This window comes from Myceligenerans xiligouense, from assembly GCF_003814695.1.
Taxonomy (GTDB): domain Bacteria; phylum Actinomycetota; class Actinomycetes; order Actinomycetales; family Cellulomonadaceae; genus Myceligenerans; species Myceligenerans xiligouense.
Genome location: NZ_RKQZ01000001.1, coordinates 2,600,694 through 2,620,401, shown reverse-complemented (window position 1 = coordinate 2,620,401; position 19,708 = coordinate 2,600,694). Strand labels below are relative to the sequence as shown.

The following is a 19,708-nucleotide window of genomic DNA, read 5'->3' as shown; positions in this document are numbered from 1 at the left end:
ACGGGCGACACGCCCGCGTGACGTAGCCTTTCCGGCGTGGAACTGATTCGCCAGGGCAAGGTACGTGAGGTGTACGCGGACGGGCAGGACGTGATCCTGGTCGCCTCGGACCGGGTGTCGGTGTACGACGTCGTGCTCCCGACGCCGGTGCCGGACAAGGGCGCGATCCTCACGCAGCTCTCGCTGTGGTGGTTCCGGCAGTTCGCCGACCTCGTGCCGAACCACGTCATCAGCGAGGACGTGCCGGCCGAGTGGAAGGGCCGGGCCATCCGCTGCCGCAAGCTCGACATCCTGCCGGTCGAGTGCATCGCGCGCGGCTACCTCGCGGGTCTGGGCCTGCGCTCCTACCAGGAGTCGGGCTCCGTGTCGGGTCTCGCGCTGCCGCCCGGCCTCGTGGAGGCGGACCGCCTGCCGCAGCCGGTGTTCACGCCGTCGACCAAGGCCGACGAGGGGCACGACGAGTACATCCCCTTCGAGGCGGTCGCCGAGCGGGTGGGCGCGGCCACGGCCGCGCGGCTGCGGGACCTGACCCTGGACATCTACGCCCGCGGCTCCGAGATCGCCCGCGAGCGCGGCGTCGTGATCGCCGACACCAAGCTCGAGTTCGGGTACGACGCCGCAGGCGTCCTCACCCTGGCGGACGAGGTGCTCACCCCGGACTCGTCGCGGTTCTGGAAGGCGTCCGAGTACGAGCCCGGCCGGTCGCAGTGGTCGTACGACAAGCAGTACGTGCGCGACTGGTCCGCCACCCTCACCGACTGGGACCGCACCGCCCCGGGCCCGGAGATCCCCGCCGACGTCGTGGCGGAGACCCGCGCCCGGTACGTCGAGATCTACGAGACGCTCACCGGCGAGGCCTGGACGTGAGGGCCGCGGTCCTCGGGCACCCCGTCGCCCACTCGCTGTCCCCGGCGCTGCACGCCGCCGCCTACCGCGCCCTCGGCCTCGACGACTGGGAGTACGGGCGCCACGACGTGGACGCCGCCGGCCTGGAGGCGTTCCTGTCCGACGTCGACCGCGGCTGGGCGGGCCTGTCCCTGACCATGCCGCTCAAGCACCGCGCCCTGGAGCTCGTCGACCACGTGGACCCGCTGGCCGCCGCCGTCGGCGCGGTGAACACCGTGCTCGTCTCACCGGCCGGCCCGGCGGGTGACACCGCCGGCGGCGTGACCCTCACCGGCACCAACACCGACGTGTACGGGCTCGTGCAGGCGCTGCGCGAAGGGCTCGCGGCACGGCCGCCCGCGCCCGAGGTCACGCGCGCCGTCGTCCTCGGCGGGGGAGCGACCGCCGCGTCCGCGCTGGCCGCGCTCGGGGAACTGGGCTGCACCTCCGCCCGCGTCCTGGTCCGCTCCCTGGACCGGGTCGGGGAACTGCGCGCGGCGATCGCGCGCATGGGAGTCACCCCCGAACTCGTCGAGGCCGACCTCACCGGCGCGGACGGCCGTGTCGCCGGTGAGCTCGCGGCGGCCGACGTCGTCGTCTCCACACTGCCGCCGCGCGCCGCGGACCCCCTGGCCGCCGTCCTCGGCAGCGCTCCCCGCGGCGTCCTCCTCGACGTCGCCTACGATCCGCGCCCCACCGCCCTGCACGCCGCCTGGGCGTCGGCGGGCGGGACCGCCGTGCCCGGCGAGCGCATGCTCCTGCACCAGGCCGTCGCGCAGGTACGCCTCATGACCGGCCGCGACACCTCGCCGGCCGGGGTGCTCGCCGCCATGGACGCGGCGCTCGCGACGGCGCTCGACGTGTAAGGATTGCGGCATGCTTCGCTGGTTGACCTCGGGAGAGTCGCACGGTCCTGCCCTGGTGGGGGTGATGGAGGGCCTGCCGGCAGGTGTGGCCCTCACCACCGACGACATCCGGGCGGCGCTCGCCCGGCGTCGTCTCGGCTACGGGCGGGGCTCGCGGCAGAAGTTCGAGCAGGACGAGCTGCGCGTGCTCGGCGGCCTGCGGCACGGGCTCACGCAGGGCGGGCCGCTCGCCGTCGAGATCGGCAACAGCGAGTGGCCCAAGTGGACCGAGGTGATGTCCGCCGACCCCGTGGCCCGTGAGGCGCTCCTGAAGGACGCCGGTACCGGCGACGAGCGGGAGATCGCCCGCAACCGGCCGCTCACGCGCCCGCGGCCCGGCCATGCCGACCTGGTGGGCATGCGCAAGTACGGGTTCGACGACGCGCGCCCCGTCCTGGAGCGGGCCAGCGCCCGTGAGACGGCGATGCGTGTCGCCCTGGGGACGGCCGCCGCGAAGTTCCTCGAGCAGGCGCTCGGGGTGCGGCTGGTCTCGCACGTCGTCGCGATCGGGCCGGTCGAGGTGCCGCAGGACGCCCCGCCGCCCGGGCCCGACGACGTCGCCGCGCTCGACGCCGACCCGGTGCGCTGCCACCACGCCGCCACGTCCGCGCTGATGGTCGAGGAGATCGACCTGGCCAAGGCCGACGGCGACACGCTCGGCGGGGTCGTCGAGGTGCTCGCCTACGGGGTCCCGTCGGGCCTCGGCACGTACGTGCAGGGCGACCGGCGACTCGACGCTCGGCTGGCCGCTGCGCTCATGGGCATCCAGGCGATCAAGGGCGTCGAGGTGGGCGACGGCTTCCGCACGGCGCGGCGCCGTGGCACCGCCGCGCACGACGCGATCCTGCCGGGCTCCGGCACCTCCGCGGGGCCCGACGGCGGCGCGGGCCTGGTCCGGGACACGAACCGCGCCGGCGGCATCGAGGGCGGCATGTCCAACGGCGAGGCGGTGCGGGTACGCGCCGCCATGAAGCCGATCTCCACGGTGCCGCGCGCCCTGCCGACCGTCGACGTCGCCACCGGCGAGCCCGTGACCGCCCACCACCAGCGTTCCGACGTGTGCGCGGTGCCGCCCGCGGCCGTGGTCGCCGAGGCGATGGTGGCGCTCGTGCTGGCCGAGGCCGCGATCGAGAAGTTCGGCGGCGACTCGCTCACCGAGACCCGCCGCAACGTCGAGGCGTACCGCGCCGCGATCCCGCAGGAGCTGCGATGAGCGGCGACAGCCCCGCGCCCGGCCCCGTCCTGGTCCTGGTCGGCCCGCCCGGTTCCGGCAAGTCCAAGCTCGGGCGCGTCCTGGCCCACGGCCTCGGCCTGAGCGTGCGGGACACCGACCACGACATCGAGGCGACCGCCGGCAAACCCGTCGCCGACATCTTCGTGGACGACGGCGAGCCCGCGTTCCGCGCCATGGAACGCCGGGCCGTCGCCGCCGCGCTCCAGGAGCACGACGGCATCCTGGCGCTCGGCGGGGGAGCGGTGATGGATGCCGAGACCGACAAGGCGCTCACCCGGTACGCGGAGCGCGGCGGGCACGTCGTCTTCCTCGACGTGTCGCTGGCCGTGGCCGCCCCGCGCGTCGGCATGAACCAGGCCCGTCCGCTGCTGCTCGGCAACCCCCGGCAGCGGTGGCAGGCCCTCATGGACGAGCGCCGCCCCACCTACGAGCGACTCGCCACCGTGCGGGTCGAGTCCACGGACCGCCCGGCCGCCGAGGCGGCCGCCCGGATCGTGGCCGCGCTCGGCCTGGAGCCCGTCGCCGAGCTCGCCGACCCCAAGCACCTGGACGAGGAGCACCTGGACGACGGGCACCCGGACGACGAGGAGAACCAGCAGTGAGCACCACCCGCGTGACCGTGTCCGGAGAGCGGCCCTACGACGTCGTCATCGGCAGGCACCTGCTCGGCGAGCTGGCCGCGATGATCGGCCGGGACACACGGCGCGTGCTCGTCATGCACCCGGCCTCCCTGCAGGCCACGGGCGAGGCGGTGCGCGAGGACATGGCGGGGCAGGGCTACGAGGCGTTCGCCGTCGAACTGCCCGACGCGGAGGAGCAGAAGACCGCGCAGGTCGCCGCGTTCTGCTGGCAGGTCCTCGGGCAGGCCGACTTCACCCGCTCCGACGCGATCGTGTCCGTGGGCGGCGGCGCGACCACCGACCTGGCCGGCTTCGTCGCCGCGACCTGGCTGCGCGGCATCCGCGTCGTGCACATGCCCACCACGCTGCTCGCGATGGTCGACGCCGCCGTCGGCGGCAAGACCGGCATCAACACCGCCGAGGGCAAGAATCTCGTGGGCTCCTTCCACCCGCCCGCCGGCGTGCTGTGCGACCTGGCCGCCCTGGAGTCCCTGGACCGCTGGGACCTCGTGGCCGGGCTCGCCGAGGTCGTCAAGACCGGCTTCATCGCCGACGAGGAGATCCTGCGCCTCGTGAGCGAGCACGCGGCCGACCTCAAGGGCTGGCAAGGCGCCGACGCGCCCGCGGCCACCTGGGACGTCCTCGCCGAGCTCGTCACCCGCTCCGTGCGGGTCAAGGCACGCGTCGTGGGGGAGGACCTCAAGGAGTCCGGCCTGCGCGAGATCCTCAACTACGGGCACACGTTCGGCCACGCCGTCGAGCTCGCCGAGCGCTACCAGTGGCGCCACGGGGCCGCCGTCGCCGTCGGCATGGTGTTCGCCGCCGAGCTCGCCCGGCTCGCGGGCAAGCTCGACGACGCCGTCGTCGACCGCCACCGCGAACTCCTCACCGCGCTCGGGCTGCCGACGTCCTACCGTGGCGACAAGTGGGACGACCTGCTCGGCGCCATGCGCCGCGACAAGAAGTCCCGCGGAGACATGCTGCGCTTCGTGGTGCTCGACGACGTCGCCAAGCCGGTCCGCCTGGAAGGCCCCGACCCCACGCTGCTGGCAGCGGCGTACGCCGAGGTGTCCAAGGAACCCCCGGCAGGCCGCGAGACGCAGCTGACCCTGGGCTGAGGGCGGGTGGGCGGTCGGTCGGTCATCGGGTGACCGACCCCGCGGCCCGCCCCTCGCCCGTTCGCGCGGGACGGCCTGCGACTAATCGGTTCAGGGTGTGGATCGCGCGTGGTCGGGGCGGTTGGGTGGGCGCGCCGGCGTCGTCCCGACGTCGGCGCTCAGCGGCACGCCGACGAAGGGGCCCGACGATGAGGATCCAGGCACACCCCACCCGGAGACGCCTCCTGCGCCCGCTGGCCGGAGCGCTCGTGGCGGCGCTCGCCCTGACGCTCGGGGCGCTCGGGACCGAGGCGGCGACGCGGCCGGCGTCGGCGGCGAGCCTGCAGCAGGTGACGGACTTCGGGCCCAACCCGAGCGGGCTGAACATGTACGTGTACGTGCCCGACGACGTCGACCCGAACCCGGCGCTCCTGGTCGCGGTCCACTACTGCACGGGCTCGGCGCCGGCGTACTTCGGCGGCGGCGCGCAGGAGTTCGTGCGGGCGGCGGACGAGCAGGGGTTCGTCATCGTGTTCCCCGAGGCGACGCGGGACGGGCACTGCTTCGACGTGTACTCGCCGGACGCCCTGACGCGCGACGGCGGCAGCGACCCCGTGGCGATCCGGTCGATGATCGCCCACGCGACGGCGCAGTACGGCGTGGACACGTCGCGGATCTACGCGACGGGCGTGTCGTCGGGGGCGATGATGACCAACGTCCTGCTGGCGCTGTACCCCGACGTGTTCGCGGCAGGGGCGGCGTTCGCAGGGGTGCCCGCGACGTGCTTCGCGACGGGCAGCCCGGACAACACGTGGAACAGCACCTGCTCGAACGGGCAGGACATCCGCACGGCGCCGGAGTGGGGCGACGCGGCCCGCGGCATGTACCCGGGGTACGCCGGCCCGTACCCGCGGTTCCAGACGTGGCACGGCACGCAGGACACCGTGCTGGCCTACCCGAACTTCGGGGAGCAGATCAAGCAGTGGACCGACCTGCACGGGCTCGCCCAGGGCTCCGGCGCCGTCGACCAGCCGCAGCAGGACTGGACCCGGACCACCTACGGGGACGCCGCGCTGCCGGACTTCCAGTCGATCAGCCTGCAGGGGTACTCCCACGACCTCTACCGCACGGGCATGGCGCAGTACGCGATGGACTTCTTCGGCGGCCTGGACGAGGGCAGCGGGGAGCCCACACCGACGCCCACCCCCACACCGACGGACGACCCGCCCCCGACCCCCACGCCGACCGGGGACCCCACGGACGACCCGACGTTCCCGGAGCCCCCGCCGGGCACCTGCGAGGCGGCGCTGACCGTCGTCAACGCCTGGCAGGGCGGCTACCAGGCCGAGGTCACGGTGACCGCTACGAACGACCAGATCCACGACTGGCTGACCCGGTTCACACTGTCCGGCTCGAACGTCTCGCAGCTGTGGAACGGGGACCTGCAGGGGACCACGGGAACAGTCACCGTGGGCAACGTCGGGTGGAACGGCCGCGTGACGTCCGGGCAGTCGACGACGTACGGGTTCATCGGCTCCGGGACGGCGCCGGGCACGCCGCCCGAGGTGGAGTGCTTCCCGCAGAGCGTCCCGTAGGGCTCCTGCGCGGGGTCGGCGCCGCCGGGAACCTCTCCGGACGACCGGTCAGGCCCACATCCCGCGGGCCGTCAGCACGTCCCTGAGGGTGTCGGCGCGGTCGGTCACGATGCCGTCCACGCCGAGGTCGATGAGGCGGTGCATCTCGGCGGGGTCGTCGATGGTCCACACGTGGACCTGCTTGCCGGCGCGGTGGGCGGCGCGCACGGTGGTGCCGTCCACCACGGTGATCCGGCCCGCGAGCGGGACGCGGTCCGTGACGGGCACCTGGAGGGCGCCGACGTCGCGCAGGGCGCGCCCCGCGAGGGCCGCGAGCCGGGCCCGTGTCCCGGCGAGGAAGCGCGCGACCTCGCCCCGGCCGGCCGATGTCGCCACCGGCCGGGACAGCCGGGCGAGCGTCGCGCGGCGGCGCACGGGCGAGAACGACGTGACGCAGACGCGGTCGTGGGACCGGGTGCGCTCGACGGCCTCGGCCACGGGACGCACCCCGGAGTCGGCCTTGACGTCGATGTTCACGCGCAGGTCCGGCCAGGTGCCCAGCAGGTCGTCGAGCCGTGGAACGGGTTCGCTGCCGCCGATGCGCGCGGCGCGGACCGTGCTCCAGGGCAGGTCGGCGACGAGCCCGGTGGCGTCCGTGGTGCGGTCCAGGGCCTCGTCGTGCAGTGCGACCGCCACCCCGTCGCTCGTGCCGTGGGCGTCGGTCTCGACGTAGGTGTAGCCGAGGTCGACGGCGGCGGCGAAGGCGGCCAAAGAGTTCTCCAGGCCGTTGTCGGTGCCTCCGGGCCGGGCGAAGCCGCGGTGCGCGAGCGCGGCGAAACCGTGCGGCGCGTCGAAGTAGCCGGTGGTCACAGCCGCTCCTCCAGCCACGCGAACAGCTTCCCGAGATACTCGGTCCGCGGCCCCTCCGCGGACAGGGACAGGTCGTGCACCGCCCCGGGAACGACCAACTGCGTGACGTCCTCACCCAGCCGGCGGGCACGCCGCGCGATCTGGTCGACGTCGAGCACGGTGTCCTGCGCGTCCAGCAGCGGGTTGTCCGCGCGATCGGGCCCGGACGAGTCCGAACGCGCCACCAGGACCGGCACGGAGATCCGCAGGCCCCGCGCCACCTGCATCTGCACGCGCCGCACGGCACGCATCCACAACGCCAGGGCCGGCTGCCCCTCGGGTCGCTTGAGACGGGTGTCGAACTCCCACCGGCCGCCGTTCGCGGCCAGCAGATGCGTGGCGTACTCGCTCCGGCCCTCGACGACCACCCGGTGCGGGCTCGCGGGCGCGGCGATCCGCAGGATCCACGTGCCCACCGTGCGCTCGAACAGGGAGCCCGGCAGGTCGAGGAACGGACTGTTCAGCACCAGCAGATCCGGACCCCGGTACGAACCGTCCGGGAGGGTGCCCCGGCGCGCGTGCGCCCACAGGGCCGCCGTGAGCCCACCGGTCGAGTGGGCGTGCACCACCAGCGGGAGACCCGGGTGCAGCTCCCGCGCGGCCCGCGCGGCCTCGTCGATGTCAGCGGCCTGCTCACGCAGGTCCCCGACGTAGTGCGGCACCTGCCCCGCCCGCAGCGAACGACCCGCCGCGCGCAGATCCACGGCATGGAACGCGTACCCGGCACGCGCGAAGGCACGCGCCAGATGCTCCTGGAAGAAATAGTCGTTGTAGCCGTGCACGTGCACGACCACGGCATGCGGCGGCAACGCGCCCACCTCCGGCCGCAGACGGACCAGCGTCGCGGGCCCCAGCTTCGCCTGCTCGAAAGAACCGCCCAGCAGCGTGTCGGACTCCCAGCCCAGCGGCACGTGCGGCGTGACCTGAGGCGCCGCCGGATCAGGGGCGGGCTGCGAACGTTCGGGCACTCACGGATAGTAGCCCGCGCACGGGCACGGCGGGGAGAGACCCGACACCACCACCCCTACCGCACACCGCACCGCTCCAGCCGATACCCCGGCACACCCGGCCCCACCAGCCCCCGATCCCGCAGGATCGTCAACGGCGCGCGATCCGGATCGGCACACAACTCACCGAACGACACCGGCAGATTGTCGGTGTACTCCACCTGCAGCACCCGGTCCCCGTACACCGCGCGATACGCCCCGCACTCCCCGTACGCCCCGCACTCCTCGACCACCGCGAAATCGAAGCCCAGCTCCCGCCCCGCACCCGCCGCCTCCGCCGCGTTCTTCTGCCCGACGGCGAGCCCCACGCCATGCGCCAGCTCGACATACGCCCCGGCCAGCGCGAGCGCACCCGCCCGCTCCACCAGCCCCGTGGCCGGGTCACCGAACCGCGTCCACGTATCCAGGTTGTCGAACTCCACCGCATCGAACCCGTCCGCGGCGCACCCGGCCACCACCGGCCCGACGACCGCCAGGATCCGCTCACGCCGCTGCGCCGTCGACGGATCGAGCACGAACTCGTCCGGCCACTCCGGGTCCACCACCAGCTCCCCGTCCGCGTCACGCAACAACAGCTCCTCGTTCTCCCCGGCCCACCGGCCCGCCTCACCCGGCTGCGTCTGGAACCCGTTCACGTAGCAGACGGAATACGCGCCCTCCAACGGCTCCGCGGACGCGTCCCGCACCACGACGTCCAGCCCACCCGCCGGCTCGTACGCCGCACCGAGCTGATAGTCGAACCGCCCGGCCACCGGAGGAAGCACCACGGCGCTCGCGGCCGTCGGGCCCGCCGCGGCGCCGGGCGAGCTGGTGGCGTCGGTGCCGGTGACGCCGGGGCCGGTTCCCTCAGGGCCGGCGCAACCGGCAGGGAGCGCCAACGCCACGACGGCGAGCAGGATGCGGGGAATCCGTGACATGGCCCCACCGTAGGCGCACCCCCCGTGGCGAGACGCTCCGGACCTGGCCCGACGCCTCCCGCGAGGCCCAGGAAATCACCCGGCCGCGATTGTCCACGTCACCGTGTCGTGCCGTAGGTTCTGACGCTGTGACCCAGACGGCCTTCCCGCCCCCCGCCGCCGAGCCGCCGCTCTTCCCGGAAGCGGCTTCCGCGAAGAAGCCCGGGAAGCGCCGCCGCGGACGTCACAACACCGTCATCGTCTCCGTCCTGGCCCTCCTCCTGGCCGTCACCGTCGGCGCCGCCTACTGGTTCCTGGAGCGCGAGGCCGCCGGCCTGGCCAGGCAGGCCGAGTCCGCCGACACCCTGCTCACGCAGTCCGAGGGCCGCGTCGCCGACCCCGCCACCCGGCAGGCACTGGCGGAACAGCTCACCGCCGCCGACGACGTCCTCGACGGCACGGCGTTCGTCGACCGGCTGCCCGGCCAGGCCGCCGAGGCCACCGAGGACCTGATCGCCGCCTCCGACGGCGTCTGGGCCTCCATGGTGGAGCGCGCCCGGGGCGACATCACCACGGGCCGCGACCAGCTCGAGGGCGCGATGGCTCGCGCCGAGAAGGTCTACGCCGCCACCGAGTCCCTCGACGGCGACGAGCTGACCCGCAGCGCCCTCCGCTCCGCCCTGGACTCCGCAGAGGTCACCCACACCCGCACCCGGGACGACCGTCTCGCCGGCGCCGCACTCGTCCAGCTCGAACAGGCCGCCGGCGACCTCGGCGCACGCCGGGCGGAACTCAGCTCCACCACCGACAGCATGATCTCCGCACAGGACGCCGCCACCTGCCCCGCCCCGGACCAGCTGTGGACCCCTGAGAGCGGCCGCATCCCCGACCAGCGGCTCGCCCCCGTCCCCTGGGACACCCGGTACCGCGTGCGCGCCGACATCCTCGACTCCCTCATCGCCCTCAACGACGCCTTCCGCGCGCAGTTCGGCACCGACCTCACCGTCAACTCCGCCTACCGCAGCCTCGCCGACCAGACCGGCCTCTACGACCCGAGCTCACCCATCGCCGCCGCACCCGGCTGCTCCACCCACGGCCTCGGCCTCGCCGTCGACCTCGGCGGCGGCATCCAGACCTTCGGCACCCCCGAACACGAGTGGATGCGGGCGAACGCGCCCGCCCACGGCTGGCTCCATCCCGGCTGGGCCGCACCCGACGGCCGCGTCCCCGAAGCCTGGCACTGGCAGCACGAGAAGTCCCCCGCCGAGACCCTCTGACGACACCCGGCAGGAACCTCGTACGGCACCCGCCGTGGCGGAGGGCGGGACGACAGCCACCCCGCGCTACCTTTCGTTCATCCGAGTCGAGGAGAGTTCCGTCCCATGAGCGAGAACGCCGCCCCAGCGACGGGGCTCGAGCAGCAGGCCGACGCCGAGATCCCCCGCAAGCGCGTCATGGCCTGGGCCCTGTGGGACTGGGGCACCCAGCCGCTGAACACCGTGCTGATCACCTTCGTGTTCGCCGCCTCGTACCTGACCGGCGCGGACTTCGTCGACCCCGCGGTGGCCGAGCTGGGCCCGGGCCACCCCGCGTACGACCGCGCCCTCGCCCAGCTGGCCTCCAACTACGGCTACGCCGGCTTCATCGCCGGCATCGCCGTCCTGCTGCTCGCCCCCGTGATCGGCCAGCGGGCCGACGCCACCGGCCGCCGCAAGTGGTGGCTCGGCTGGACGACGCTCGTGCTCGTCCTGCTCCAGTTCGGGCTGTTCTTCGTGTACGCCGACCCGCGCTACTTCTGGCTGGGTGCGATCCTGATCGGCCTCATGCAGGTCGTGCAGGACATCGCGGGCGTGAACTACAACGCCATGCTCGTCAGCGTCTCGACACCGCGGACCGTCGGCAAGGTGTCGGGACTCGGGTGGGGGATGGGATACGTGGGCGGCATCGTCGCGCTCGGCGTCGTCATCCTCGCGAACTCCTTCGACTTCTGGGGCATGCCCACCGACGACGGACTCGGCTACCGGGTCATCGCGGTGTTCTGCGCCGTGTGGACCGTGATCTTCGCCCTCCCGCTCTTCCTCCACGTCCCGGAGGCGCGGCCGACCCGGGAACGCGCCCCGGGCGGGTTCCTCCGGAGCTACGCGATCGTCGCCCGGGACATCGCCGGACTCTGGCGCGAAGCACGACCGACGTTCTGGTTCCTCGTCGCGTCGGCGATCTACCGGGACGGGCTGACCGGGGTCTTCACCTACGGCGCGATCATCGCCGCCCAGTCGTTCCTCTTTCCCGAGACGACGGTCCAGGCCTTCGGCCTCGCGGCGCTCTTCGTGGCCGGCGCGGCCGCGTTCGCGGCGGGATTCCTCGACGACCGCTTCGGCAGCCGCCTGGTGGTCGTCGTCTCCCTCACCGGGATGGTCGTCGCCGGCGTGGTCGTCGTCGCGCTGCACTCACTGGGACCCGCGGTGTTCTGGATCGCCGGCCTGTTCCTGTGCCTGTTCGTGGGCCCGGCGCAGGCGTCCTCACGATCGTTCCTCGCACGGGTCACGCCCGCGGGCCGGGAGTCCGAGGTCTTCGGGCTCTACGCGACCACGGGCAGGGCGGCGTCGTTCATGACACCCCTCCTCTGGGGGATCGTGCTCCAGGTCACCGGCGCGGCCATCTGGGGGACACTCGCCGTGCTGTTCGTGGTGCTCGTGGGGCTGGCCATGCTCGCCCTGGTCCGGGAACCCTCGCACGCGCGGGCGCGGGCGTGAGATCGCTCCAGTTCAGACCCCGTGGCCGCGCCGCGTCAAGACTCCCGTCGAATTCGCCCTCGCCGGAAGGCGCCCAGTAGCATCAGCCGGACATAGCAGGCGCGGTGACATATCGCGGGCCTCGCGGGCGAGGGCGGCGAGGGCGACCGCGCGTCGCCGGGAGAACCACCGATGAACCACCGATGAGACCTGTGAGGGGGAATCACAGCGTGTCGATCGAGGCGAGCCCTGGAGCGCCCGCGTTCGCGGGCGCGGCCGTGCCGCTGCGTCCTGAGGACCCCCGGCACCTGGGGCCGTACCGGCTGCTGGGGGTCCTCGGCTCGGGCGGTATGGGGACGGTGTACCTCGGGCGGACACCGGAGGGCGAGAAGGTCGCCGTCAAGGTGGTCCGCGTGGACCTGACCGGCGAGCTGGAGTTCCGTGAGAGGTTCGCGCGGGAGGTCGACGCCGCGCGCCGGGTCGCCGGCAGCCACACCGCCGGGCTGGTCTACGCGGATCCGCACGCCCGGCAGCCGTGGATGGCCACCGCGTTCGTGCTCGGCCCGTCGCTGCGCGAGGCGATCGGCGAGTCCGGGCCGCTCGACGTCGCCACGCTCCGCGCGCTCGGTCTCGGGCTGGCCGAGGGCCTGACGACCATTCACGGGGCGGGGCTCGTGCACCGGGACCTGAAGCCGGGCAACGTGCTGCTCACCGCGGGCGGCCCGCGCATCATCGACTTCGGTATCGCCCGGGCGCTGGAGGCCACCGCGCTCACGTCCGTCAGCCAGGTGCTCGGCACGGCGTCGTACATGTCGCCCGAGCAGGTGCGCGGGCACGAGGCCGGGACGGCCTCCGACGTCTTCTCGTTCGGCTGCCTGCTCGCGTACGCCGCGACGGGCCGGTCGCCGTTCGGCAGCGGCCCCGCGGAGTCGGTCGCCTACCGCGTGGTACACACCGAGCCCGAGCTCGACGGCGTGCCGACGGAGCTGAAGCTCCTGGTCCGCGACTGCCTCGTGAAGGATCCGGGGGCCCGGCCGACCCCGCAGCAGATCGTCGAGCGCATCACCCGGCGCACGGCCCGGCCCGTCACCTGGCGGACCACGCCGGCGCTGAACACGATGATCGCCGCGCGGGCCGAGGCGGTCCGGGCGCTGGAGGCCGGTGACGCCGAGCAGACCGAGGAGATCAGCCCGCTCACCGACGGGGACCCGGCGGATCGCACCCTGGCCGCGCGGTTCGGCGGGAAACGGCCCGCCGCGCTCAAGGCGGTCGCGGCGGGCCTCGCCGGCCTGCTGCTGCCCGTGGGCGCGTGGACCCTGTACGACCGTCTCGCGAACCCGCCGGGCGCGAGCGTCGCGCCCGACGGGTGGTACACCATCGAGGGCGATCCTCTCCCGACCGACCCCGACCCGGACCGCTTCGTCGAGATCGTGATCACGACGGCCACGCCCGGGGAGCAGGTCCTCGTCGGATACGCCGCGACGGTGGTGCGGGACCAGGAGGGCGCGTCCCGGGGTACGGCCCGCCCGGAGCCCGACGGCGTGTCCGTTCCGGACACCGTGCAGGTGGGCAACGAGGAGGGCTTCCTCGTCGTGACGCCGTGGCGCGGGAAGATCCCGGTCGACGAGCGCGTGCTCGCGGTGGGTGCCACGGGGAGCGGGGCGGAGGGGGAGATCAGCTGCAGCATCGCCGTGGGCGCGGAGCAGGTCGTGAGCGTCACGTCGGCGTCGACGTCGTCGTGCGTCACGCCCTTCGAGGGCGAGTCCTCGCTGGTCGGGAGCGCCCGCGCCCCGGACGCGGCACCGAGCGCGTCGCCGGCGGAGCGGGCGGGGACGGAGCGGGCGGGGACGACGGCGGAGAGGGCGGGAACGGCTGATACGGCCGACACGGCTGACACCGCTGACGTGGCGGGGGCCGAACCGGTCGATCCGGATGACATCCTGGAAAAGAGTGTGCCAAGCGTCGGGTCGGGCGACTGATGGCGGCCGGAGAATCCTCGACCGCCGCCGGCTCGCCGCCGTGGGACCACACGGAACTCACCGTGGGGGAGGTCGCCCGGCGTTCCGGCGTCGCCGTCTCCGCGCTGCACTTCTACGAGCGGCAGGGTCTCATCACGAGCCGGCGCACCGGTGGCAACCAGCGGCGCTATCGCCGCGACGTGCTGCGGCGCGTGGCGTTCATCCGCACCTCGCGGCGGGTGGGGATCCCGCTCGTGCGGATCGGCGAGGCGCTGGCCGCACTGCCCGCCGACCGCGCCCCGAGCAGGAAGGACTGGGCCCGCCTGTCGCGCGCGTGGCGCGAGGACCTGGACGCGCGCATCGAGCAGATGGAGCGGCTGCGCGACACGCTCACCGACTGCATCGGGTGCGGCTGCCTCTCGCTGAAGACGTGCACGCTGAACAATCCGCACGACGAGCTCTCGGGCACCGGCGCGGGTCCGCGCAGGCTGCTGGTCGACGGCGTGGAGGACGACGACGGCGTGGGCCGTCCGGCCGGTTCGCCGGCCCCCTGATCAGCCCCCGAGACCGGTCCGCACGTGCGCGACGACGCCGTCGGCGGCGGCCTCGATCTGGTCGAGGCACTCCTCGAAGTCGTCCGGGCCGCCGTACCAGGGGTCGGCGATGTCGAGCAGGTGCGTCGCGAGGCCGGCGGCCGCGGGATCGAAGGAGCGGTAGAGGCGCACGTCGGCGCCGGGCCGGAGAGCGCGCAGGCGGCGCGCGTGCTGGTTGGTCATCGCGAGGACCAGGTCCCGGGAGTCGACGGCGATCCCGGTGGCCTGGCGCGCGATGTGCCCGTCGCCCGTGGGGTAGCCGCGCGCGGCGAGTGCGGTGCGGGCGCGGCGGTCGATCGGGTTGCCGTGCTCCTCGTCGCTCACACCGGTCGAGTCGACGACGACGTCGAGCCCGGCGGACCCGAACCTGTCCCGCAGCACGATCTCGGCCATGGGGGAGCGGCAGATGTTGCCGGTGCAGACGGTCATCACTCGATAGGTCACGGGGATCATTGTCGCGGAGCGGGCGGGCGGGCAGTGTCCTGATCGTCGTAGCGGGCCCGATCGTCCCCAGTTCATGCGATCGTGCGGGCTGGACGCGGACGAGGATCCTGTGGACGGATAGGTTTTCGACAGATTTCGCTATCAACAAGCATCTCGAACTCTTGTTCGCTAGCGTGGTGGTGAGGCGCGGAGCACCGGGCCCTGTCGATACGTCACGAGGGTCGAGGAGGTGAACGCCGATGCCGGAGAACCGGCGAGTGTCCGCAGGTGGCGCCCGGCCCGTCGGGGAGCTTCTTGCCGAGCTGGAGGCGCTGGCCACCGAGATCGTCGCGACAGTGGGGCCAGAGGCGCTGAGGGGCGACCCTGCGCTTGCCGATTCCGCAGGTGTGACGGCGTTGGTGGATGCCTCGGCCCGCCTGCGACGGGTCGGTCACCGGTTCGACGTGCTGCGCGCGACATTCCTCCCGTTGATCGACGATGCCGGCCTGTGGGCTCTGACCGGGGCGCGCACGTTCGCGACCTGGCTCGCGGCGGCCGAAGGGGTCAGCAGGTCGACCGCCCGCCGCGAGACGCGCACGGCGACGGTGCTGCGTGATGTCCTGCCCGTGGCCCGCAAGGCGGCGCTGGACGGGACGATCGGACCGGAGCACCTGCGTGCGCTGGTCGACGTGGCACCGACCAGCCAGGCGCGCAAGGACGCGCTGGCCGCTCCCGCGATCGACGCACCGTTCGAGGACGGCCGCGACGGGTTGCAGGACAAGGGGTACGAGGGTGGCCGGCAGGCGGGCCTCTCGGATGCAGTCGGCGACGCGGGGGAGGGGGCGAACGGCGACGGTGGTCCGCGTGTGCCCACGTGGGAGGACCAGTTGCTGGAGTGGGCCGGTGAGCGCCAGGCGGAGGACTTCCGCGGTCTGGTCCGGTACTTCGCGCACCGCGCCGACCCGGATGCGGACGAGCGGGGGATGAAGAAGGCCCGGGACAAGGAGTACCTGAACGTCTCGCCCACGATCGACGGTTTTCACGTGACCGGGTTCCTGACCCCGGAGCACGGTGACCTGGTCACGACCGCGCTGGGCTCGGTGACGGGCGCTCCTGCCGCCGAGGACGACCGCACCCCGGGGCAGCGGCGGGCTCAGGGCCTGGCGGATCTCGCCAGGACCGCGCTGGACAACGGGCACATCGGCACCGGCGCGGCCGTGCGCCCGCACCTGAACGTGACAGTCTCCTGGGCCGAGCTGCGCGGCCTGGCCCACCACACCGACCGGCCGGCCGGCGACGCGGACCACACTCTCCTCGGCGCGCTGATGCCCGTCCAGGCCCACACGGGCGCGCGGCCCGGCGGCTCGGCGACCACACCGTCGTGGGTGGCCGGGCAGACCCGCTCGCCGCACTCGGATCCGCCCGCTCCGGCGTCGACCCCGGCGGTGATCACCGGTACGGGCACGTGCGTGCCAGCGAGCCTGCTGCGGCGAATCACGTGTGACTGCGAGGTCACCCGGATCGTGTTCGGACCCGACGGGGCCGTCCTGGACGTGGGGCGTGCCCAGCGCACCGTCACCGGACCCATGCGACGCGCGGTCATCGCCCGCGACAAGCACTGCGTGTGGCCCGGCTGTGACCAGCCACCGTCGCGCTGCGAGGTCCATCACGCGGTCCGCCACTGGGCCGACGGCGGCGGCACATCGGTCGACAACGCCGCCCTGCTCTGCTGGCACCACCACGACCGCGTCGACGGTCAGGGCATCACCATGCGCTGGACCGGAAACACTGCCGGCGCCCGCCACTCGGGCTGGACGCTGACCGACCGGAACGGCCGCGAGATCACCCTCGCCTCCACGGCGAGAGGTGCCAGGAGTCCGGCACGGCCACCGGCAACCTCCGCCCGCGCCGCCCCGCCACGCGCCACGAGCATCCACCCGCCCGAGACCTCGCTCGCTGCATAAAAAGTGTGCCAAGCGGTGAAACCACAACGCAGCGAGTTCCGAGGTCACCTAACCTCATGTCCATGACGCGAGTGCTCGTCCTCAACGGACCCAACCTCGGCCGGCTCGGCGTGCGAGAGCCGGAGATCTACGGACATGCCACCCTGGCGGACCTCGAGAAGGCGGCGGGGAAGTGGGGGAGTGAACTGGACCTCGCCGTCGAGGTCCGCCAGACCGACGACGAGGCGACTCTCCTGACCTGGCTGCACGAGGCCGTGGACACCCGCGCCCACGTCGTCCTCAACCCGGCGGCGTTCACCCACTACAGCTACGGCATGCGCGACGCCGCGGCTCAGGTGACAGGCTCCGGCCTCACCCTGGTGGAGGTCCACCTCTCCAACCCGGCGACCCGCGAGTCGTTCCGGCACCTCTCGGTGGTGGCCGGCGTGGCCACGGGGTCGATCGCGGGCTTCGGCTTCGAGAGCTACCGCCTCGCCCTGGAGGCGGTAGCGTCACGGACCCGGTGAGGTCCAGGTCCGCCGCGCCGCGGGCTGCTCCGTGGCCCGCCTCGTGTCGGCCCAGTCCAGCAGGCGTTCCGTTTCCTCCGTGGACAGGTGCGGGTCGAGGACGTCGAGCCACTCGTGGAGCTCGTCGAGGCTGACGTGGCGGTGCTCCGTCGGTACGCCCGCGCTCCGGATCGTCACGCTGTCGGAGGTGAGCGTGACGTGCTGACCTTGCAGGCGCCGGGCCACGATCAGCCCGGTGGTGAAGTGCGAGACGGGGGACGTGCTCGTGAAATGGTGCGCCTCCACGAGGTCGACCGGGCGTGCCGGGAGTTCGTCGGTGGTGTGCTGCACCTCCCAGCCGGCGTCGCGCAGTCGCCGCAACTGCCAGGCGGCGACGTCGCCCTCACGGACGCGTGCGACCCGGAACCGCTCACCGGCCTGTTCCTCCTCGTGCTCGTCGACCAGCGGGACGGGCCGCATGATGCTCATCCCGAACCCCGGGTCGCAGAGCAGCCGCTCACCGTCCAGTGTCACCTCGACGACGAGATGGGTGCGCCCGGTCACGGGTCCTGCGGCCGGGTCTCCGACGCGGGCGAGCCTCCGGGCCACCTGGTACCCGAGCTGCTCCAGTGCCGCCGACAGGAGCGTGGAGTGCTCGAAGCAGTAACCACCTCTGCCGCGCCCGACGAACTTCTCCTGCACGACGTCGAGGTCGACGCCCGGATGCTGTCCAAGGAGGACATCGATGTTGTCGAACGTGAACGTCCGCACATGCCGCTCGTGGATCTCTGCGAGCGCCGCCCTGCTGGGCGGCTGCGCCGTGATGCCGAGCCGGTCAAGGTATCCGGCGAGGTCGAGACGGTCGGCGCGCCAGGCGCCGGTGGCCATCCGGGACGTGTCCGCCGGGTTCGGAGGAAGTTCGATCGTCATGTCCACCAGTGCACTACCTCGACCTCGGTTGAGGTCAAGCGAGGCTTTCCGGCTGAAGCGGGTAGCTAAAGTGTGGCCGACTTAAGCAGAGGTTCCTGCGCGAGTCAGGGGATACCGGCGTCGACGGCCGCGGCGTCGAGCCCGACGACGGCAAGGCCGGCGACCGCCACCAGCCAGCTCGCGAAGCTCCCGATGAGAAAGTACTCCGAGACAGGGTTGGGCCGTACCCCAGCTGCCGCCGCTTTGTGGTCGGCCTTGACATCGGGGTAGCGGAGCAGTCCCTTCGCGGCGACCACCGCTGCCGCCGCGGTGAACGCTCCGGTCATGCCGAGCCCGAGGATGAACAGGCGTTCCATCGACCCCAGTACCCGGCCGCTCTTGAGCCGCTGTTCCCCCGGGGTCGTTGGTACGCCGACGGTCTCCAGGGTGAGACGGACGATGACGTTCGCGGTGGCCAGTTGGGCCAGCGCGACGCCGAGCACCAGAACGGCCCGGTTGTACGGGATGGCGGTGAGCGGTCCCGAGAGGATGGCCGGCCACTCGCCGGTGTTGCCGTCGGTCAGCAACAGGCTGACTGCGATGCCGACTCCGAGGCCGGTGAATGCCACGATGCGCGGGGCTCGTCGTGTTCGCGTCGCGAGAGCTTCCGCCGACCCGAGCGTCCAGGCTGCCAGTGCGAGAACCAGCGGGATGGCCAGGAACCAGCCCGTGCCGGTCGTTCCAGCGGCTGCGAGCAGGAGCACGAGAACACCGAGCCCGACGACGAGGACGGTGATCCGTCGGCGCGTCGAGGTGTCGTCGTGGGACGCGCGGAACAAGTCGCTCACGCCCAGGGCGCCGAGGAATGCTCCCAGTACTGCCATCATGCTGCCTTTCCGAAGGTGACCTGCGCGTCGTGCGCGGCTCTGACGCCGCGGGCGAACGCCTGGCTGACCGCTGACTCGGTGATGCCTTCGGCCTCGGCGATCGCGCGCTGGGACTTGCCTCGCAGGGCGAGCAGGAGCATCCGGTGCTGGCGGTCGTTCAACGTGGCGACGAGTGCATCGCGAGCTAGCAGGAACGCGTTGACGAGGGCCGGGTCCGGGGTGCGGTCGCCGCCCTGTGGTCCCACGTAGAAGGTGCCGTGCTTGCCCTTGAGCTTGTCGATGGCCTCGCGTGCCGTCCACCAGCCAGGGCCGTCCTGGAGCAGTGGGCGGCGGTCGGCGTCGTGCACGGTGACGTCGCCGTACCCGAGGCCGAAGCGCATGTCGACGTGAGGGGCGAGTTCCAGTCGGATGAGGAGTGTCGCGAGCGTGGCGTCACCGATCGTGTGGAAGCCGCCCTGGATCTCGTCTCCGACTGTCGGTTCCAGGAGTTGGACCGTGTCGATGGCGCCGTTCACCCGGTCCAGGATCTTGCCGATCGTGCGCTGGACCGCAGCGCGGTCGGGCACCTCGCGGGATCCGATGAGGTCGCCGATGAGCGTGAACATGACCGAGGGCCGTCCCCTGAAGGCG

Annotated in this window: 19 protein-coding genes; 12 read left to right on the top strand and 7 right to left on the bottom strand. The window is 73.0% G+C overall.

The annotated features are described in order from the left end of the window. Nucleotides 1–36: 36 nt before the first annotated feature. The 6 genes from EDD34_RS11370 to EDD34_RS11345 all read left to right on the top strand — a co-directional run bounded on the left by EDD34_RS11370 (nucleotide 37) and on the right by EDD34_RS11345 (nucleotide 6,336). Nucleotides 37–867, top strand: coding sequence for a phosphoribosylaminoimidazolesuccinocarboxamide synthase (locus EDD34_RS11370; RefSeq protein WP_123814671.1), 831 nt, complete (start codon nucleotides 37–39; stop codon nucleotides 865–867). Beyond that, on the top strand, nucleotides 858–1,751 hold the full coding sequence (locus EDD34_RS11365; protein ID WP_123816484.1) for a shikimate dehydrogenase: 894 nt from the start codon (nucleotides 858–860) through the stop codon (nucleotides 1,749–1,751). Before EDD34_RS11370 ends, EDD34_RS11365 begins: the two co-directional genes overlap by 10 nt. 10 nt (nucleotides 1,752–1,761) lie before the next feature. Continuing rightward, nucleotides 1,762–3,003, top strand: a complete 1,242-nt coding sequence (aroC, locus tag EDD34_RS11360; protein WP_123814670.1) for a chorismate synthase — start codon at nucleotides 1,762–1,764, stop codon at nucleotides 3,001–3,003. After that, nucleotides 3,000–3,626 (top strand): shikimate kinase, encoded by a 627-nt coding sequence (locus tag EDD34_RS11355; protein WP_123814669.1) that lies wholly within the window; start codon nucleotides 3,000–3,002, stop codon nucleotides 3,624–3,626. The genes aroC and EDD34_RS11355 overlap by 4 nt, the downstream gene beginning before the upstream one ends. Next, entirely contained in the window at nucleotides 3,623–4,762 is a 1,140-nt protein-coding gene (aroB, locus tag EDD34_RS11350) for a 3-dehydroquinate synthase (protein ID WP_123814668.1), read from the top strand. The genes EDD34_RS11355 and aroB overlap by 4 nt, the downstream gene beginning before the upstream one ends. A gap of 188 nt (nucleotides 4,763–4,950) precedes the next feature. Continuing rightward, complete coding sequence (locus EDD34_RS11345) at nucleotides 4,951–6,336, top strand: extracellular catalytic domain type 1 short-chain-length polyhydroxyalkanoate depolymerase (RefSeq protein ID WP_123814667.1); 1,386 nt, start codon at nucleotides 4,951–4,953, stop codon at nucleotides 6,334–6,336. 48 nt (nucleotides 6,337–6,384) lie between these two features. On the opposite strand, the gene EDD34_RS11340 is transcribed toward EDD34_RS11345, so the two are convergent. Genes EDD34_RS11340 through EDD34_RS11330 form a run of 3 tightly spaced genes read right to left on the bottom strand, consistent with a single transcriptional unit; the run spans nucleotide 6,385 to nucleotide 9,148 of the window. Further along, nucleotides 6,385–7,185, bottom strand: coding sequence for a glycerophosphodiester phosphodiesterase family protein (locus EDD34_RS11340; protein WP_170177052.1), 801 nt, complete (start codon nucleotides 7,183–7,185; stop codon nucleotides 6,385–6,387). Continuing rightward, a complete protein-coding gene (locus EDD34_RS11335) occupies nucleotides 7,182–8,192 on the bottom strand; it encodes an alpha/beta hydrolase (protein ID WP_246012332.1) in 1,011 nt (336 codons plus the stop codon). The genes EDD34_RS11340 and EDD34_RS11335 overlap by 4 nt, the downstream gene beginning before the upstream one ends. 56 nt (nucleotides 8,193–8,248) lie before the next feature. Further along, a complete protein-coding gene (locus tag EDD34_RS11330; RefSeq protein ID WP_123814665.1) occupies nucleotides 8,249–9,148 on the bottom strand; it encodes an endo alpha-1,4 polygalactosaminidase in 900 nt (299 codons plus the stop codon). A 128-nt stretch (nucleotides 9,149–9,276) separates the two neighbouring features. On the opposite strand from EDD34_RS11330, the gene EDD34_RS11325 reads away from it, so the two are divergent. The 4 genes from EDD34_RS11325 (at nucleotide 9,277) to soxR (ending at nucleotide 14,371) form a co-directional block, all read left to right on the top strand. Next, nucleotides 9,277–10,404: a M15 family metallopeptidase gene (locus EDD34_RS11325; RefSeq protein ID WP_123814664.1), complete on the top strand. Its 1,128-nt coding sequence runs from the start codon at nucleotides 9,277–9,279 to the stop codon at nucleotides 10,402–10,404. A 105-nt stretch (nucleotides 10,405–10,509) separates the two neighbouring features. Beyond that, a complete protein-coding gene (locus tag EDD34_RS11320) occupies nucleotides 10,510–11,880 on the top strand; it encodes an MFS transporter (RefSeq protein WP_123814663.1) in 1,371 nt (456 codons plus the stop codon). A gap of 209 nt (nucleotides 11,881–12,089) precedes the next feature. Then, nucleotides 12,090–13,838, top strand: coding sequence for a serine/threonine-protein kinase (locus tag EDD34_RS20910; protein ID WP_211341562.1), 1,749 nt, complete (start codon nucleotides 12,090–12,092; stop codon nucleotides 13,836–13,838). Then, nucleotides 13,838–14,371 carry a redox-sensitive transcriptional activator SoxR gene (soxR, locus tag EDD34_RS11310; RefSeq protein WP_123814662.1) on the top strand — a complete coding sequence of 178 codons (534 nt, stop codon included), beginning with the start codon at nucleotides 13,838–13,840 and terminating at the stop codon, nucleotides 14,369–14,371. Before EDD34_RS20910 ends, soxR begins: the two co-directional genes overlap by 1 nt. On the opposite strand, the gene EDD34_RS11305 is transcribed toward soxR, so the two are convergent. Then, nucleotides 14,372–14,863 carry a low molecular weight protein-tyrosine-phosphatase gene (locus EDD34_RS11305; RefSeq protein WP_246012330.1) on the bottom strand — a complete coding sequence of 164 codons (492 nt, stop codon included), beginning with the start codon at nucleotides 14,861–14,863 and terminating at the stop codon, nucleotides 14,372–14,374. A gap of 230 nt (nucleotides 14,864–15,093) precedes the next feature. On the opposite strand from EDD34_RS11305, the gene EDD34_RS11300 reads away from it, so the two are divergent. Continuing rightward, nucleotides 15,094–16,797, top strand: a complete 1,704-nt coding sequence (locus tag EDD34_RS11300; RefSeq protein ID WP_123814661.1) for an HNH endonuclease signature motif containing protein — start codon at nucleotides 15,094–15,096, stop codon at nucleotides 16,795–16,797. Between the two features lie 62 nt (nucleotides 16,798–16,859). Beyond that, complete coding sequence (locus tag EDD34_RS11295; protein WP_123814660.1) at nucleotides 16,860–17,303, top strand: type II 3-dehydroquinate dehydratase; 444 nt, start codon at nucleotides 16,860–16,862, stop codon at nucleotides 17,301–17,303. Here EDD34_RS11295 and EDD34_RS11290 read toward each other — a convergent pair. The 3 genes from EDD34_RS11290 to EDD34_RS11280 form a co-directional block, all read right to left on the bottom strand. Further along, nucleotides 17,289–18,212, bottom strand: a complete 924-nt coding sequence (locus tag EDD34_RS11290) for an arylamine N-acetyltransferase family protein (RefSeq protein ID WP_211341561.1) — start codon at nucleotides 18,210–18,212, stop codon at nucleotides 17,289–17,291. The genes EDD34_RS11295 and EDD34_RS11290 overlap by 15 nt on opposite strands. A 104-nt stretch (nucleotides 18,213–18,316) precedes the next feature. Beyond that, nucleotides 18,317–19,078, bottom strand: a complete 762-nt coding sequence (locus EDD34_RS11285; RefSeq protein WP_123814659.1) for a hypothetical protein — start codon at nucleotides 19,076–19,078, stop codon at nucleotides 18,317–18,319. Next, the gene (locus tag EDD34_RS11280; RefSeq protein ID WP_123814658.1) at nucleotides 19,075–19,683 is read right to left on the bottom strand and encodes a SatD family protein; all 609 of its coding nucleotides are present in this window, start codon (nucleotides 19,681–19,683) and stop codon (nucleotides 19,075–19,077) included. Before EDD34_RS11280 ends, EDD34_RS11285 begins: the two co-directional genes overlap by 4 nt. Between the last annotated feature and the right edge of the window lie 25 nt (nucleotides 19,684–19,708).

Excerpts from the sequence above, each read along its gene's own strand:
- EDD34_RS11280 (WP_123814658.1), bottom strand. The coding sequence starts at position 19,683 with ATGTTCACGCTCATCGGCGACCTCATCGGATCCCGCGAGGTGCCCGAC.
- EDD34_RS11355 (WP_123814669.1), top strand. The coding sequence starts at position 3,000 with ATGAGCGGCGACAGCCCCGCGCCCGGCCCCGTCCTGGTCCTGGTCGGC.
- EDD34_RS11330 (WP_123814665.1), bottom strand. The coding sequence starts at position 9,148 with ATGTCACGGATTCCCCGCATCCTGCTCGCCGTCGTGGCGTTGGCGCTC.
- aroC (WP_123814670.1), top strand. The coding sequence starts at position 1,762 with ATGCTTCGCTGGTTGACCTCGGGAGAGTCGCACGGTCCTGCCCTGGTG.
- EDD34_RS11295 (WP_123814660.1), top strand. The coding sequence starts at position 16,860 with ATGACGCGAGTGCTCGTCCTCAACGGACCCAACCTCGGCCGGCTCGGC.
- EDD34_RS11345 (WP_123814667.1), top strand. The coding sequence starts at position 4,951 with ATGAGGATCCAGGCACACCCCACCCGGAGACGCCTCCTGCGCCCGCTG.
- EDD34_RS11285 (WP_123814659.1), bottom strand. The coding sequence starts at position 19,078 with ATGATGGCAGTACTGGGAGCATTCCTCGGCGCCCTGGGCGTGAGCGAC.
- EDD34_RS11320 (WP_123814663.1), top strand. The coding sequence starts at position 10,510 with ATGAGCGAGAACGCCGCCCCAGCGACGGGGCTCGAGCAGCAGGCCGAC.
- EDD34_RS11305 (WP_246012330.1), bottom strand. The coding sequence starts at position 14,863 with ATGATCCCCGTGACCTATCGAGTGATGACCGTCTGCACCGGCAACATC.
- soxR (WP_123814662.1), top strand. The coding sequence starts at position 13,838 with ATGGCGGCCGGAGAATCCTCGACCGCCGCCGGCTCGCCGCCGTGGGAC.
- EDD34_RS11300 (WP_123814661.1), top strand. The coding sequence starts at position 15,094 with ATGCCGGAGAACCGGCGAGTGTCCGCAGGTGGCGCCCGGCCCGTCGGG.
- EDD34_RS11290 (WP_211341561.1), bottom strand. The coding sequence starts at position 18,212 with ATGACGATCGAACTTCCTCCGAACCCGGCGGACACGTCCCGGATGGCC.